At 67.6% G+C, this 16275-nt stretch carries 10 protein-coding genes and 1 pseudogene; 3 read left to right on the top strand and 8 right to left on the bottom strand.

Annotated elements, in window-relative coordinates; genetic code table 11:
* Positions 1-8 precede the first annotated feature (8 nt).
* Positions 9-2846, top strand: coding sequence for an AAA family ATPase (locus tag AB0G11_RS27890; RefSeq protein WP_357589404.1), 2838 nt, complete (start codon positions 9-11; stop codon positions 2844-2846).
* Positions 2847-2946: 100 nt separating this feature from the next.
* Positions 2947-3966: a glutamine synthetase gene (gene glnII, locus AB0G11_RS27885; protein WP_219511337.1), complete on the top strand. Its 1020-nt coding sequence runs from the start codon at positions 2947-2949 to the stop codon at positions 3964-3966.
* A 46-nt stretch (positions 3967-4012) separates the two neighbouring features.
* On the opposite strand, the gene AB0G11_RS27880 is transcribed toward glnII, so the two are convergent.
* Complete coding sequence (locus AB0G11_RS27880) at positions 4013-5548, bottom strand: aldehyde dehydrogenase family protein (protein WP_357589403.1); 1536 nt, start codon at positions 5546-5548, stop codon at positions 4013-4015.
* A gap of 34 nt (positions 5549-5582) precedes the next feature.
* Positions 5583-7064 (bottom strand): annotated as a pseudogene (locus AB0G11_RS27875) (ABC-F family ATP-binding cassette domain-containing protein); the annotation flags it as partial.
* A 65-nt stretch (positions 7065-7129) separates the two neighbouring features.
* Here AB0G11_RS27875 and AB0G11_RS27870 point away from each other — a divergent pair.
* Positions 7130-8917 carry a recombinase family protein gene (locus AB0G11_RS27870; protein WP_357589401.1) on the top strand — a complete coding sequence of 596 codons (1788 nt, stop codon included), beginning with the start codon at positions 7130-7132 and terminating at the stop codon, positions 8915-8917.
* Between the two features lie 535 nt (positions 8918-9452).
* On the opposite strand, the gene AB0G11_RS27865 is transcribed toward AB0G11_RS27870, so the two are convergent.
* The 6 genes from AB0G11_RS27865 to AB0G11_RS27840 all read right to left on the bottom strand — a co-directional run bounded on the left by AB0G11_RS27865 (position 9453) and on the right by AB0G11_RS27840 (position 15469).
* Positions 9453-10967 carry a replication initiator gene (locus AB0G11_RS27865; RefSeq protein ID WP_357589558.1) on the bottom strand — a complete coding sequence of 505 codons (1515 nt, stop codon included), beginning with the start codon at positions 10965-10967 and terminating at the stop codon, positions 9453-9455.
* Between the two features lie 20 nt (positions 10968-10987).
* Complete coding sequence (locus AB0G11_RS27860) at positions 10988-11251, bottom strand: hypothetical protein (RefSeq protein ID WP_357589399.1); 264 nt, start codon at positions 11249-11251, stop codon at positions 10988-10990.
* Complete coding sequence (locus AB0G11_RS27855; protein ID WP_357589398.1) at positions 11248-12681, bottom strand: FtsK/SpoIIIE domain-containing protein; 1434 nt, start codon at positions 12679-12681, stop codon at positions 11248-11250. The genes AB0G11_RS27860 and AB0G11_RS27855 overlap by 4 nt, the downstream gene beginning before the upstream one ends.
* 375 nt (positions 12682-13056) lie before the next feature.
* Positions 13057-13518, bottom strand: coding sequence for a plasmid replication, integration and excision activator (locus tag AB0G11_RS27850; protein ID WP_357589396.1), 462 nt, complete (start codon positions 13516-13518; stop codon positions 13057-13059).
* Positions 13519-13868: 350 nt separating this feature from the next.
* Positions 13869-14756 carry a dihydropteroate synthase gene (folP, locus tag AB0G11_RS27845; RefSeq protein ID WP_357589394.1) on the bottom strand — a complete coding sequence of 296 codons (888 nt, stop codon included), beginning with the start codon at positions 14754-14756 and terminating at the stop codon, positions 13869-13871.
* Positions 14757-14758: 2 nt separating this feature from the next.
* Complete coding sequence (locus tag AB0G11_RS27840; RefSeq protein WP_357589392.1) at positions 14759-15469, bottom strand: hypothetical protein; 711 nt, start codon at positions 15467-15469, stop codon at positions 14759-14761.
* Between the last annotated feature and the right edge of the window lie 806 nt (positions 15470-16275).

Raw genomic sequence — 16275 nt, 5'->3', positions numbered from 1 at the left:
AGCACCCTGTGAAGAGCACACGCCAGGCAGGGCTGCGCGCGCCCGGCAGCGGGCCCGCCGTGCCCGCCACCGCCACGCGGCCGAGGATGCGCCTGTGGGACCGCAGCAGGCTCCTGCTCGGCCTCGCGGTCGCGTACGCCGTCCTGACATGGAAGGTGATGGCCGACTTCCCCGGCATCGTCCCGTACGGCGAGGCCATGCTGGTGATCGCGCGGCAGCATCAGTGGATCTTCTGGCTGCTCGGCGCTGAGGCGGTCCGGCAGGCGCACTTCCTGGTCAGCGAGGTGTCGCCGGGCTACCACCGGTTCTGGGCCGGGCGGGTGTCCGGCGGGGTCGAGCGGTGGTCGCACCGGCGCTTCGACGACTGGGCCCGGTTCCGGTTCGCCCGGCTGCTGATGGCGGCGTTCTGGGTCGCGCTGGCGGCGCTGGTGCTGGGCGCGGTGCTCGGCACCAGCCCGTTCCTGGCGGTGTTCCAGGCGGCGGCGCTGGTCCTCGCGGCGCTGCCGTCGGTGCTGCGGGCCGTGCTGGTGGCCTGCGCGGTCGTCGTGCCGGTCGCGGGGGCGCTCTGGCTGCTGTCCAGGGGCGGCGTGGAGACGTACTTCCCGGGCGACGTCGAGACGCGCCTGGCCGACGTGTGGGGGCAGGACCACGTCGTCGAGCGGGTCCGCGAGGCCGTCGTCTTCCTGGAGCGGCCCGGCGAGATCGAGGAGCGCGGCGGCTACGTGCCCGGCGGCCTGCTGCTGTGGGGGCCGCCGGGCACCGGCAAGACGCTGCTGGCCGAGGCCGTCGCGGGGGAGACCGGCAAGCCGTACGTGCTCGTCGAGCCGGGCGCGTTCGCGAACCTGCTCCCGGGCGTCGGCGTCCTCAAGATGAAGGCGCTCTTCCGGAGGCTGCGCAGGCTCGCGCTCCGCCACGGCGGGGTGGTCGTCCACTTCGACGAGGCCGACGCGCTCGGCAGGCGCGGCAGGTCCGCCCACCAGGGCGCGGGCGGCCCGGCCCCCTGCCACGGCATGACGTACCTGTCCGAGGAGAGCCGGATGGCCCTGGCCTTCCGCGACCCCGGCAACGGGCTGCTCGCCACGGGCCGCGCGGCCCACGGCGAACCTGGCACCCTCCAGGCCCTGCTCGCCGAGCTGTCCGGGCTGAAGAAGCCGCGCGGCCTGTTCAACCGGCTGGTCCGGCGGGCGCTCGGCATGCGGCCCAAACCGCCGCCCGGCTACCGCGTCCTCGTCATGATGGCCACCAGCCGCCCCGACGCCGTCGACGAGGCGCTGCTGCGGCCCGGCCGCATCGACCGCGTCTACAAGGTCGGCCACCCGACCAGGGCCGGACGGGTGGCCACCTACCAGGGCTACTTCGGCAAGGTCGCGCACCGGCTCACCGCCGAGCAGATCGACAGGCTCGCCACCCTCACCCCGTACGCGACCGGCGCCACCATCAAGGACCTGGTCAACGAGTCGCTCATCGCCGCCGTCCGAGCCGGGCGCGACGTCATCACCTGGGCGGACGTGCTGCACGCCAAGCGGCTCAAGCAGCTCGGCCCGCCCGGCGGCGCCGAGTACGCCGGCCGGGAGCGGCACGCCGTGGCCGTGCACGAGGCCTGCCACGCGGTCGTCGCGTACGTGGCCCGCTTCCACCTGGAGATCGACGTCGCCACCATCGAGAAGGGGGCCGACCACCTCGGGCTGGTGGCCTCCATCGAGCCGGGCGACCAGTTCACCCGGTGGAAGTCGGAGTACGAGGCGGACATCATGGTCGCGCTCGCCTCGCTGGCCGGGGAGCGGATGTTCTTCGGCGAGGACAGCTCTTCCGGCGTCGCCGGCGACCTGCACGCGGCGACCTTCCTGGCGGCGCTCATGGAGTCGCACTGGGGGATGGGCTCCGGCGTCACCTCGCTGCCCGCGCTGCGGGAGCTGGAGATCACGGGCGGCAAGGCGCACCGCCGCGGGTCGCGCCGCTCCGCCCGGGCGCGGCCCGGACCGGCGCCGGACGTGCTGGGGGAGCGGATCGAGGACCACCTCGTGCGGCTGCTGGAGAAGACCGAGCGGCTGCTGGAGGAGCGCCGCAGGGACGTGCTGTCGCTGGCGCACGCCCTGGAGGCGCACCGCACGCTCAACGGGGACGACGTGGTCGCGGTCATCGAACGGGCCGCGGGGCCGCTGGTCGACGGCGCCGTGTACGCCTCGGACGACTTCTACCGGGAGCTGGAGGACTACCACCGGGAGGCGGTCCGCGCCCACCGCGAGCACGGCCGCATCGGGCGCGACCTGCCCGGCGCGAGCGCCCCTCCCGAGGAGGTGATCGAGCCCCGCACGATCGTCCCACCGGCGGCGGCGGTTCCGCCGGACGACGGGCCCGGCGTGGTGGCCGTGCCCGGGGCGCAGGGGTCCCGGCCGGAGTTCGTGCCGTGGGCCGCCGAGCCGGCGCGGGCGTACGAGCCGGTCCCCGCGCGTGGCGCCGCGCCCTTCTCCGCTCCCGTCCCCGCGTCTGGTGTGGGGCGGCGCTGGTGGCTGGCCGGGGGGAGCCTGCTCGCGCTGGTGACGGTGGCCGTCGTCTGCGGGCTGGCCGTGAGCGGCGCGCTCGCCGGCTCGGCCGGGCCGGAGCCCGGCGGCGGGATCGTCTCGCCGGGCCTGCTGGCGGTGCTGTTCCTCGTCGTGGTCGCCGCCGTCGTGGGCGCCGGGCTGGCCGCCGTCGCGGTCAGGGGCCTGCGCGCCGCCCAGGCGAAGGCCGAACGCGAACGCGACCAGGCGCATGCCCGCGCCCAGCTCCTGGCCGCGGCGCTCGACCCGGACACCGCCATGCGCCTGCTCGGCTACGACGGACAGGCCAGGCGGGAGGGCACCTGATCCGGCACCGGCTTAACACGCCGTTCACATTCGGGCAAAAACGTGGAAACGGCTGTCCTTAAGACTCGGCGTGGCTGAGAGAAACCGTGAAAGGACCGCCGTGAGCTACAAGGCTGAGTACATCTGGATCGACGGCACCGAGCCCACGGCGCTGATGCGCTCCAAGACCAGGATCCTCGCCGACGGGGCAGAGCCGCCGCTGTGGGGCTTCGACGGTTCCAGCACCAACCAGGCCGAGGGCCACTCGTCGGACCGCGTGCTCCGCCCCGTGTTCACCTGCCCGGACCCGATCCGCGGCGGCGACAGCGTGCTGGTCCTGTGCGAGGTGGAGGAGACCGACGGCACCTCGCACAAGAGCAACACCCGTGCGCTGCTGCGCCCGATCGCCGAGCGTTACGCGGCTCAGGAGTCGTGGTTCGGCATCGAGCAGGAGTACACGTTCTTCAAGGGCAGCCGCCCGCTCGGCTTCCCCGAGGGCGGCTTCCCCGCCCCGCAGGGCCACTACTACTGCGGCGTGGGCGCCGAGGCCGTGTTCGGCCGCGAGATCGTCGAGCTGCACCTGGACCGCTGCCTGGCCGCCGGCCTGGCCATCTCCGGCATCAACGCCGAGGTCATGCCCGGCCAGTGGGAGTTCCAGGTAGGCCCGGCGGGCCCCCTCGAGGTCGCCGACCACCTGTGGATCGCCCGCTGGCTGCTCTACCGCACCGCCGAGGAGTTCGGCGTGGAGGCGACGCTCGACGCCAAGCCCGCCCGTGGCGACTGGAACGGCGCCGGCGCGCACACGAACTTCTCCACCAAGGCCATGCGCGAGGGCTACGACGCCATCATCACCGCCTGCGAGGCGCTCGGCGAGGGCGACAAGCCGATGGAGCACGTCTCCCAGTACGGCGCCGACATCGAGAGCCGCCTGACCGGCGCGCACGAGACCGCCCCGTGGAACCGCTACACCTACGGCGTCTCCGACCGCGGCGCCTCCGTGCGCATCCCGTGGCAGGTCGAGGTGGACAAGAAGGGCTACATCGAGGACCGGCGCCCCAACGCCAACGTCGACCCGTACGTGGTCACCCGCCTGCTCGTGAACACCTGCTGCGCCGCGCTGGAGAAGGCCGGCCAGGTCTGACCCGGCGGACGGCGGGACGCGGACGCCGCGTCCCGCCGCCGTGCGCTCAGAGCCGGAAGTCGCGGTCCGGCGTGATGTCGGCGACGTCCATCTGGGCCTTCTGCAGCCGCCCGGAGTGGTCCCAGTTCATCGCCTGCCAGCGGGTGAACTGGTCGAGCACCCACATCCCCGACTGCCGGCTGCCGTTGCCCGACTTGCCGTTGCCGCCGAACGGCAGGTGCGCCTCGGCCCCCGAGGTGGAGTTGTTGACGCTGACCATGCCCGCCGAGACGCCCTCGCGGAAGCGGAAGGCGTGCTTGGCGTCAGTGGTGTAGATGGAGCTGGACAGCCCGTAGCCGGGCCGGTTGGCGAGCTCGACGGCCTCCTCCAGCGTGGCGAACGAGGTGACGCCGACGATCGGCCCGAACGTCTCCTCCAGGAACAGCCGGTCGTCCGGCCGCACGCCGTCGACGACGACCGGATGGTAGTAGAGGCCGCCCTCGCCGGTGAAGCCGCCGTGCGGGCTCTCGGCGGTGATGCGGCCGGTCGCGCCGGTGACGACCCGGTGGTGGGGCTGGATCCAGGTCAGGTATTCCTCGTAGCGGTCGGCGAACTTGCGGTCCAGCAGCGGCCCGGCCAGCACGTCCTGCTCGGGGTCGCCGATCCTGGCCTCCCGTACGGCGCGGGCGAAGCGGTCGGTGAACTCGCGGTGGATCGACTCGTGCACGATGACCGTGCCCAGGCTGGTGCAGCGCTGCCCGGCGGTGCCGAACCCGGAGAACAGCGCGCCCTCCACCGCCAGGTCCAGGTCGGCGTCCGGCATGATGACCATCGGGTTCTTGCCGCCGAGCTCCAGGCAGGCCGACTGCAGATGCCGGCCGGCCAGCTCGCCGATCTTGCGGCCGACCTCGCTGGAGCCGGTGAAGCCGACCTTGTCGACGTTCCCGGCGTCCAGGGCGCGCTCCAGCCCGGCGAACGTCTGCCCGCCGTCGGCGAAGACGATGTTGAGCACGCCGTCGGGCAGCCCCGCCGCCACGAACAGCCGGTAGAGGGCGTGCGCGGAGGCGGCGGCGTACTCGGCGGGCTTCCACACGACCGCGTTGCCGCACAGCAGCGCCGGCACCAGGTACCAGGACGGGACGGCCACCGGGAAGTTGCCCGCGGTGATCACCGCCGCGACGCCGACCGGGTTGCGGAAGGTGAACAGGTTCTTGTCGGGCATCTCCGACGGCACCGTCTGCCCGTAGAGCCTGCGGCCCTCGCCGAGGAAGAAGTCGCACGTGTCGACGATCTCCCGCACCTCGCCCAGCGCCTCACCGTAGGGCTTGCCGATCTCCTGGGTGACGATCCTGGCCAGCGTCTCGGTGTTGGCCTCGACGAGCCGCCCGATGGAGGCGATCACCCGTCCCCGCACGGGAGCGGGCACCCTGGCCCACTCCCGCTGCGCCTCCTTCGCCGTCGCCGCGGCGACGGCGAAGGTCTCGGCGTCGGCCAGCCCCACCTCGGCGACGACCTCGGCGGTGCGGGCGGGGTTCGTCGATGCGTACGTCTCGATCGCGGCGGCGTCCTTGCCTCCGACGACGGAGGAAATCTTGCGGCTCACAGGTGCCCTCCTCACAGGTTCTCCGGACACACAATCATCCCTCCGGATGCTTGGCCAGCCAGCGGGTGATGCCGAGCGTCTCCAGGAACGGCAGGTCGTGGCTGACCACGAGCAGCGCGCCCCGGTAGGCCGACAGCGCCTCGGACAGCCGGCGGACGCTGGCCATGTCCAGGTTGTTCGTCGGCTCGTCCAGGAGCAGCAGCTGGGGCGGCGGCTCGGCGGAGAGCAGGGCGGCCAGGACGGCGCGGAACCGCTCGCCGCCCGACAGCGTCGCGGCAGGCTGCTCGGCCCGCGCCCCCCGGAACAGGAAGCGGGCCAGCCGCGCCCGCAGCTCGCCCACGGGGACGGCCGGGGCGAACCGCCGGACGTTGTCGAGCACGCTGAGCGAGCCGTCCAGCAGGTCGAGCCGCTGCGGCAGGTAGCGCACGGGCACCCCGGGGCAGGCCCCGGGAGCGCCTGAGACGATCGCGCGCAGCAGCGTCGTCTTGCCCGACCCGTTGGGGCCGGTCAGCGCGACCCGCTCGGGGCCGCGCAGCACCAGCTCCGTCACGGGCTCGCCGCCGGCGTCGGGGCCGCCGCGCAGCTCGCTCAGCCCCGGCACGCCCGTCAGCGTCAGGACCGTGCGCCCGGCCGGGACCTCGGTGCGCGGCAGCGACACGCGGATCTCGGCGTCCTCGCGGACGGCCTGCTCGGCCTCGGTGAGGCGGTCGCGGGCCTGCTCCAGCTTCTCGGCGTGCATGGTGCGGTGCTTGCCCGCCGCCACCTGGGCCTGCCGTTTGCGCGCGTTCATGATGATCTTCGGCTCGCGCTTGGTCGCGTACATCTTGCCTCCGTAACGGGTCCGGCGGCTCAGCTTGACCAGGGCGTCGGCCAGCTCCTGCTTCTGCTTCCTGAGGTCGCCCTCGGCGACCCGGACCATGCGCTCGGCCGCCTCCCGCTTGGCCGCGAGCGCCTGCTCGTAGGCCGTCAGGTTGCCGCCGAACACGCGCACCGCCCCGTCGCGCAGGTCGGCGATCTGGTCCACCAGGTCGAGCAGGACGCGGTCGTGGCTGACCACCACCAGCACCCCCGTCCAGGAGCGCACGGCCGCGTACAGGCGGCGGCGGGCGTCCAGGTCGAGGTTGTTGGTGGGCTCGTCGAGCAGCAGCACGCCGGGCCTGCGCATGAGCAGCGCCGCCAGGCCGGTCATCACGACCTCGCCGCCGGACAGGGTGCCGGCGGGCCGGTCCAGGCCGAGGTGGCCGAGGCCGAGCCGGTCCAGCTCGGCGTGCGCCCGCTCCTCGACGTCCCAGTCGTCGCCGATGGCCGTGAAGTGCTCGGGGGAGGCGTCGCCGCCCTCGATGGCGTGCAGCGCGGCCCGCTGCCGTTCGATGCCGAGCAGCCCGGCGACGGTGGCGCCGGTGGCCAGGGGCAGGTCCTGCGGCAGGTAGCCGACGTCGCCGGCGACGCTGACCGAGCCGGCCGTCGGCCGCAGCTCACCGGCGACGAGCTTGAGCAGCGTGGACTTCCCCAACCCCGGGTTATGACACTTTCCGCGATAGAATTTGGAGTGAAAGCCCAGGTCAGAGAGGATGCAGTCAGATGGTCCGCGAGATCCAGAAGCCCGGCCACCTCCCAGCGGACGAGCAGGCGCGCATTACGTCGATCCGGGAAGCGATGCGCGAGGGCGCGCCTATGTCCATCAACGGGGTTCCCGGCCAGTGGGATCAGCGTGGCGAAGTATGGACGGCAGATGTCCGACCGCCGGGGGCAGCGCTGCTGTTGGTCCGGATCTCTGATGCTGAACCAGGCGACATCTTCGGAGTGGCCCGTCAGGTCCAAGACACCATCAAACAGGCGGGCCGGGTTGGATGGCCCGTGGGCATGATCCTTGTGGAGAACGATACAAGCGCCTTCAAACGGCGCAAGATCAAGCTCCCCAACGGTGAGACCCAGCTACGCACGGTTCGGCCGAAGTTTCGGCGTGCGCTGGGGCTGCTAAGTAAGGGCACCTTTCGGCGGTTCATGACTTACCACCTTGACCGCACCGTGCGTGACCCGCGTGACCTCGAAGACTTGATTGACGTGGTCGAAGGATCACGTCCTCGCATCGTGGTGGGGTCGTACACCGGAAGCCTTCGCCTAGCTAACGACACTGACATCACGTCGGCCCGCATCCATTGCGCCATCGCGAACCAGGCATCTCGCGATACTTCCCGGCGAGTCTCGCGCAAGCGCCGCGAACAGGCTGAGGAGGGACGGTATGGGGGCGGGCGTCGCCCCTACGGGTTCGAGTCTGACGGGGTTACGCTACGCCGCGACGAGGCTCAGCACATCGCCCACTACACAGCGGTTGCGCTGACCGACGTGTCTATGAAGGAAATCGCGCGTGACATGAAGCTGGCCGGTGTGGTTACCACAAGCGGCAAACCGTTCTCAGCGGCGGCGGCGCGGGACATGCTGCTACGCCCGCGTAACGCGGGACTGACGGTTCACCGATCGGAGCGCGACCACGTTAGCCACATGGACGACGATTACGACCAGGACGACGAGAACGCGGAGGAACCGGAGACCGGCAAGCCACTCCACTACACCCCGGATGATGTAGTCGGGACGCTCCCTGGTGAACCGATCGTGGACCCCGAGGATTATTGGGCGCTGGTACGCAAGCTGACCGACCCCAACCGGCGCACCAACTACGCGGGTACGGCCCCGGTCCTGTTGGGGGCAGGCATTTACAACTGCCCTTGTGGCGACAAGATGCGTACGCAGCCCAAGCGCCGAAAGATCAAGGACCGCCAGACAGGAGAAGTTATTCGAATCGAGGTGATACGCAATTACAGGTGTTCGTCACCAGAGAGGCCGGGCAACGTCGCATCAGGGCCAGGCCACGTCACAGTAACCGCCGACGATCTTGACCGATTGGTCGAGGCAACAATTCATGAGCTGATCGAGCTGTCCGAACCGGCTGACATCATCGGATACGAGCCTGGCAAGAAGATGGCGGATGTTCCAGCACTCCGCGTCGAGATCGCCAAGCATGAGAAGCGGCTGATCGAGATCAGCGAAGAGTACGAAGCTGATGAGATCACGAAGGCGCAGATGAAGAGCATGACGGCTACGCGGCGCAAGAAGCTCGACGATGCAAAGGCCGCACTTGACCGGGCGTTGGAGAACACCAATCCTGTCGTCAAGCTGATTGGGGTCGAGAACATCGCGGAGGCATGGGAAGACCTCAGCCTAGGGGAGCAGCGGGAAATCTGCCGCCGCATGCTGCGCGTGACGGTTCTGCCTATCGGGCGTGGTAGGAGGAACGTCCCCGTCCGTGAGCGAGTCCGCATCGAAAAGATCTGGCCCACGACCGGCCAGACTTCCAAGAGCGGAAGCTAGTAGGCCGCCACGCATGCAAGATGCCCCAGGAATGCGTTCCCGGGGCATCACTTGCCTACTGTGGCTTACCGGCGGTGATTGCTGAAGACGAGAGCCAGATAGGTCCGTACTTCCTCGCTTAACGGGCCGAGTGCCGCCGCAGTTCGCCGCGCCCATTCTCGATCAGCGTCCGACAGCCGATCAGTTGTTGAGGCTTGTTCCCGACGCGGTGCCTCGGAGCCATCCCGGGCGCGCTGGTCGGCCCGCCGAGATCCCGCCGACCTACGGCTGTCTTCCCGATCATGCTCATCAATGAGCGGGTGACTCTGCCGCGCCCTCTCGGCGGCCCGCCCGCCCGCCCTAGGGTCCGTTGTGGCTGATCGCCGCCCGCTATGATCCCTTTTGCTTACCTTTCGGCAAGAGGTGCCTTCGGCGCTGCCTTTCCTCATGCGCCCCACTCCGGTGAGCGCCTCCGCCGACCCGCTAGTTGGGCGATCTTCCTTTGCGACCTCTCTTTCCTCCAGGTCGAACAGGGACAGTTGATTCAGCGGTTGCCTCATTGCCGTGCCTCTGCATGCTGCGCTCCGGCTACGTTCTCTCCCTTCTCCGTGCTGGCCTGTGCCAGCTTCCGCCGTAGCTGTTGGCGTTCGGCCACTAGATCTAGTAGCCGGACCGCCAGTCTCGGTACATCCGGATCTGTGCTGGCAGCCAACCTCCACAGGAAGCGATCCGGATCTATCGACTCCTCTGCACCCAGGGTTTGCAGCACCCAGGCCCGCCGCTCCCGTGTGTACTCGCCCAGGGTCTTGCCTGACCACTTGCGCGAGACCAGCACCCGCCGCCCGCCGTAACCGAGGTGTTCGGCCCGGTGTGCCTTGCCCCGGCAGTGGCCCGGCAACAGCCCGACCTTTGCTCTCTTGGGCTCGACCCCGTACCTCAACCAGTTCGCACACGCTGGGGAACAGGGCTCATAGCGCAGCGCCTCCAGCAGCCGCCCTACATGCCGCCGTTGTGCCGAACGAGCATCGCCGCTCGTGTGCAGCGCCCCACCGCTGACCGCCTTGGTCAGGTACTTGGCCAGGTATCTCACGCACCGGTCAGCATCAGCCGTCCCGGACAGGACTCCCTGCATATCGACCTGGTCACCGAACTGAACCACGTGCAGCGGCTCCGCCTCAGCATCGCTGGCGAGCTGGTCTAGTGCCTCTTCCCAGGACGACAGGACTTCGCCTGTGGCCGGATCGATGTACCGCCCGGCCTCCGTCCAGACAGGCAGGCACTCCCCGTCAAACAGCACGCGATCGGCCGAGGGCCACCACACCTGGTGATAGGTGGCCGCCACCACCTGACGCACCTCTGCCCGTGCGAGCGTGCCCCGGATCGCCATGTGCAGATGCGGCGCTAGCCGCCGCTGAAACTCCACCGCCGCGAAATACTGCACCTCCCACCCTGCCACCCGGCGAAGGTTCTGTACGAACCGATCCACCAGCTTGGAGAAGTGCAGCGCATCCCGAGCCGCCCGCCGATAGTCGTAGCTGCCCGGTTCCACCGGCACCCCATCGCGCACGCGCCCATAGGAGGGCAAGGTCAGCGTGACGAACATCGATGGCCGGAGCACCTTCCCCTCCTTCGTGGTGAACGTCCGCCCCAGTGTCGTCCTGCTCTTGTCCCGCTTGGGCAGCCTCGGTGCATCTTGCCGCCGCCGCGTGGAGCGCACACGCCGCCCAGCAGACGCCGCCTGTGTACTGGCCTCTCCCGCGGACTCGATCATGCATCCGCCGGCCGATTCCGTAGAAGGCGGATTGCCGCTGCTCGGGCGCCGCTCCGGTTCCGCCTCCAAGTGCCAGCCTTCCTGACACTGCGCCATCCTGGCCAGGCGATTACGCCGGGCGCACGGGGGGCACGCACTTTCCAGTCGCGCCCCGCACGCAACGTTCACCAACCGGCGTTCGCCGCTCTGCTGATCCTGCACCCACATGGCCAATGGCCGGATGCATACCCCCGCTTGCTCTGCCACCACCCGAGCGATGTCCGGGGACAGGAGCCGCGCACCTGCAAGAGCACGCGGCATCCCCCCGACGGCGGTATCCGTCAAGCAGCCCCCCAATCGCCGCCGACCTCGATCCCGTCGATTCCCTCGATCCCGTCCAGACCGAAGGCGGCTGCCTCAGCGGCCCCGGCTTCGAAGCAGTCGCTCAGATCCTCGGCGGGCTCGTCCTCCAGCTCGCCTGAGCATGCCCGCGCTCCGCAGGAGCGGCACTCCACGAGCGCCCGAACCACGTCCAGAGCGAGCTGGTCTTCCTCGCCGCACTCCGCGCAGCGCAGCCCGTACAGAACTTCGATGAACCTGCTCACACAGCCTCCCCGGCCGCCGCGTACTGAAGAACCATCTGCCTGATGTCGCTGTCGCTGGTGAACCCCGCTCGAACCCGGATCGGCTCAGGGCGGTTCTCCAGTCGCACATACGCGACTCCCGCCCCCACGCTCGGATCCTCCGGATCACGCGGGATCTGATCGCACAGCGCGCCCCGGTCTCGTGCGCCGTCCCCGAGAACCATGTCCACCTGTTCGGCCTCATCCAGCCGAAGCGCGATCCGATCGGGGAACAGGTTGCGGATGTTGAGCACGTCCTTGCGCGGGTCCTGCAAGGCCGCCATGACCCCGACCCCGACCGCGCGCCCTTGCGTAGTCAGCGTGGACAGTGCCGCCATCGTGCGAATTTTGAGGTTCCTGTCCGGTTGATAGGCGGTCAGGAACGCCACCTCGTCCACCATGACGAGGATGAACGGATCCTCTTCGGTCGGTTCGTGATTGCGCCGTACGCCGCCGTATCGGCTCGCTCGCTCCTGCATCACCCCCACAGCCCGTTCCAGCAGATCCGCACACTCTTCGGGTGTGGCCGCGTACCGCCGGAACAGAGCGCGTCCGAAGGACAGTTCCATGTGCTTGGGGTCCAACCCCCACAGCTCCGCAAGTCCGGCCTGTGTCGCAGGCAGCAGCCCCCGCACCGCCGCCCACAGGAACGAGCCTTTACCCGCTCCCGTCCCGCCCGCGACCAGCACGTGAGTACCGTGCAGTCGCATCCGGAACCGCTGACCGTCTTCGGTCAGGCCCGCGAACGCCGCATGGACGTGCGGGTGTGCTGGGATCGGATCCGGAGGGATCACCTCTGAGAGGGCATCGTGACGCGGGAAGACCAGCCGGACCCGGCCCGGTTTGATGACCACAACGCGGCATCGTTGCGAGCCGAACCCGTGTGCCAGCCCGGCCGAGACGCGCGCCCACTCGTCCGGGTCCTGACCGGCCAGCATCCTGACCGTGACGTGATCAGCGAACTGATCACAGGAGACCTTGACCAGATCCGGCATGTACGCGCGCCCGCCCAGCGAACGGCCCAGCCCAGCCACGGCCATCACGCCCTGCCACTTGCGCCGGTAGATCCACATCCACCGGCACCAGCTCAGCGCGGGCAGGCTCACGCACGCCCGGAACGATGGCCGCCACAGCGAGAACCAGGTTGCTAGCCCGGCCACGCAGACGCCCGCGACGGACACCCAGGCCCGCCAGTCGGTGAAGTACACCAGCCCTCCGGTCACGCCCGCCAGAGCGCACGCGATCGGATGCCGGACGACCGTCCTGACCAGCGCGGTAACCAGCCGCGCCAAGTGGACGATCAGGAAGACGATGCCGGGCGTCCTGACGATCACGGGCCGCCAGTGAAGCGAGGAGTCCGGCTTGGTGGAGACGACGTTCTGAACCTCGTCACCAGGAAGTTTGCGCAGCAAAAGCAGCACCTTTCCGAGAAGCGATGCAGACAGCCCGGCACCAACCCACGGTCGGCACCAGCGCCAAGACAGGAAGATCAGTAGGGTGCGGTCCAATCAGGACCGCACCACCACCGAGCGACGAGACATGACCGGCAGGGCCACCGGAGCCGTCACAACCCCGGCGACCCACGATCAGCCGCTACATCGGAGAACGCCCCACGACCATGCGCCCAGGCGTGACCGGCTTCAGGCTGGGCGTCAACGACGATCGCAGCGCTCCAGAGAAGGTGTCGTACGATCCCGCGCCCCATGCGCGAGCCGCACTCATCGGCAGCAGCACAATCGCTACCGGCATCCCCTCACCCGCCGCAACGGCGAGCCTGCGAGGGGGCATTACTCGGCGTCCTTAGGACCGCCCTTTTTATTGAGCGTCGCAGATCGCGCCGCACGCATCCCCGTCGCCTTGTAGGACCAGGCCAACCGGCCCTGCTGATTCACATACGGCGTCGCCGTCATGCCTTCGAACTCGATCGGCACGAACGGCAGCCCCGCCAGCGCCGCCGGGGGAGCAGGGATCTCCGGCGCAACCGGAGAGACGACCTTGACCGCGACCGACTTAGCGGACGCCTTAAGCTCCGGGTCCCCATCCAGCACCGGGACGGACCACATCAGCTCGTTTGTCACCTTGTCCCGTGCAGGGACCGGGCGTTCCCTCGTACTCGCCTCGAAGTCGAGAACCGGGGAGATTTCCCCCACGACGTAGCAGCCGTGCGGGAACACCATCTCTTGTGAGACGGCGATAGGACCTTGAAGGGCCAACAGCAGCCAACTCCTTGGGTTGTCGAACGGACTCACTAGAGTAACGAACGAGTCACGCTACGTGTTCCCGGAGGTGAGGACTCCAAGAGGGCGCTCTTCACAGCTCGAAGCGGCTCAATTCGGTCCATTTGTGTATAACTAAATGGCCCCAAATCGACACAAGTTCTGACGCAATCTCTATCAGATCTGCTTGATGTGATCTATCTCACAGGCAAACTGGGTGCTGCGTCTTGGCTTGGGGTGGTTGTCGGCGGTCTCGCATGCAATGAGCTGCCGGAAGTTGACGCGCCTTGGTGTCGTGACGAGGCCGGCGGAACTCGCTATCGCTCGCCCTACGGGTGGCCTCCGGCCATTCCGCCGGCCTCGTCACTTCCGTTACATAGAAGCTACCGCTTCAAGCCCAACAGGGCCTCTGTGGTGCGCATAGCTTGTACATTGCTTTTCACGTCATGAACCCGCACTAGCCGGGCGCCCTGATAGACGCAAAGAATGTTAGCGGCCAGTGTGCCCGGCCCAACTTCCATATCTCCTCGCTGGCACCCGATGGATTCCCATATGAAGTGCTTGTTGCTGACCGCAGCCAAGGCCGGGTAGCCGATTTTTGCGATCTCGTCAAAATTCCGAGACAGCTCGTTGGAGTGGTAGGTGTTTTTGTGTAGATCATGCCCAGGGTCAATGATGATCTGATGCGGCTTGATGCCACTATTTAAGGCGTAATCGACGCGGCTTCGAAGGAACTCCGTAACTTCCTTGGTGACCCCAGTTTCATAGTCCGGCTTTTCGATATGGATGCCGGGCCCTGCCAGGCTGTGGGCGATGATCACCCCCATTCCCGTCTCCGCGATGACCTCGACCATGCCCGGACTTTGCAGCCCGTATGTATCGTTGATGATGTGCGCACCGGCTTCGTGGGCAGCAATCGCCACATCGGGAAGATGCGTGTCTACAGATATCACGGCGTCTGTTTTCTCCCGGATGGCTGCAATTGCAGGCATCACGCGGGCGATCTCTTCGCGTACTGGTAACTGTTCCTTCACTCCCACGAAGGCCCGGCCACCGATGTCGATCCAGTCCGCACCCTCTGTCATGACCTGCTCGGCCCGAGTGACGATCGAATCGAGCTCCATCGACTTATGGGGATCCAGGTTGGAGTTCGGGGTGCGATTAATGATCGCCATCACTATTACTTGCCGGGAGAAGTCGAACGACTTCTCCCCGAACACGCGCACCGGGTCGATAAGATCCGGCATGAATGGCTGCAAAGAAGTAGTCATTCTTAGTCCCTTCGCCATCGCATGATTAGTCGAAGTAGTGCAAAGAAGGCCAGTGATCCGACCCCTATAAGTGCTGCGCTTCCTGTTATCTGCTCCCAGCTCTCCGCCTTGAGCATCGCGAAGCCTCCACCGACGACGAACGCCGCTAGGGTGACGAACAGGCCCAGGATTTCGACCACTTTCAACAGGCCATCGCCAACAAGTCGCTCCGCGCTTTTAATGCGCTCGCCCATCACCTTTGTAGCGTCTGCCACTTCTTGCTGTGCAGTTTCTCTCACTTCTTGCCGGACCTGATCGAGCAGTCGCCTTCCCGCTTCTTCGAGATCCGCCCGCGTCGAAATTATCTGCATCTCACGAACGTAGTCCTGATGAATAGCGTTGTTTCCAGGCGGAAGCATATCTATCGCTCGGTAGACATCGAAGCGCGCTCTTTCCGTGTCCCCAAGGCGAGAGAAAGCTCTCGCCCGCCTAAAGTACAGGTTTCCGCCGCCCTCGCCCCGCCCAATCATGTAGCCGGATAGGTCGAGAAGCAATTGTGCTTGATCGGTAATATGGTCGCCCATCCATAGACCGTCAAGACACACATGACGGCTCACTTGATCGGCATCCGAGGCGTCTATCGACTGCCTGTAGAGGTTTAGTGCGTCCGGATGGCGTAGCCCAAGCGCGGCATATGCAGCGAACGCGCGAATAAGCGCGTCATCGTATTCCATCAGCCATGTGTGTGCGCACTCATGGAGCTGCCGAAAACGGAAGTCGAACCGCAGACGCTGTCCTCGTGTATACACCAGGATAAGCCGGAACAGATCTACGTCTACCGGCCCATCGGGCGTCAAGTCCTCCGTAGGCAGCGGATCGCCCGCATCCCGACTCGCCCATCCCAGATCGGATGTCAGTGACCGTATATCACGAGTGGCTAGATGCTGATTGTCAGCGATAACTGCCAGCTCGGTCATCCAGGGATGCCCTGAACGCCCAACCAGCCGCGCGAGAGCTTCACTGATGAGCTGTACCCTTTGCGACCTCGGCGACTTTTCTAGCGTTCGCAGCAGCTCCGCCCGAGAATAGCCTTCTAGGGTAGCGAGTCCAGCCTTTGCGTCAGTCGTCCCGGTCACGGTTGTTTTGCTCCTCTATTCACGATGAGTGTGCGCCGACCCTTGACACTCTAGCCTCCACATCAAAAATGACCACCCCACCCTAAACCCAGATGTGGAGCAGCGTGGCTTTTGAGAAGAATGGTACGCAATGCGCGCTCCGCGTACTTAGACCGGAACGCAATTTAGGGGTGGCGCGTAAAGGTCTGGCCCGGTCTGCCGCCTATTCGACGCTTGGGCCGGTTAACAGCCCGCATCGGCGCGCCCGTGGGTGCCGAGGGCAGTCAGTGCGATCTTGTAGCCGAGTTGCCGAATTGTTCTTATGGGTATCAAGGGCGGCCCCGCTCCCGGCCGCAGCGCGGCGGGCGACGCCCCCCGACCCCCCCCGCCGCCGGCCGCAGTGAAACCGCCCACCCCCCCCCCCG

It is taken from the genome of Nonomuraea sp. NPDC023979 (genome assembly GCF_040639085.1).
Classification (GTDB): Bacteria; Actinomycetota; Actinomycetes; order Streptosporangiales; family Streptosporangiaceae; genus Nonomuraea; species Nonomuraea ceibae.
The sequence above is the reverse complement of the archived record's forward strand: the minus strand, read 5'-3'. Positions and strand labels throughout refer to the sequence as shown.

What these genes read in the sequence shown, in the direction of transcription:
- folP (WP_357589394.1), bottom strand. Translation starts at nt 14,756, where the DNA reads ATGACTACTTCTTTGCAGCCATTCATGCCGGATCTTATCGACCCGGTG.
- AB0G11_RS27865 (WP_357589558.1), bottom strand. Translation starts at nt 10,967, where the DNA reads ATGCCGCGTGCTCTTGCAGGTGCGCGGCTCCTGTCCCCGGACATCGCT.
- AB0G11_RS27840 (WP_357589392.1), bottom strand. Translation starts at nt 15,469, where the DNA reads ATGGAATACGATGACGCGCTTATTCGCGCGTTCGCTGCATATGCCGCG.
- AB0G11_RS27870 (WP_357589401.1), top strand. Translation starts at nt 7,130, where the DNA reads ATGGTCCGCGAGATCCAGAAGCCCGGCCACCTCCCAGCGGACGAGCAG.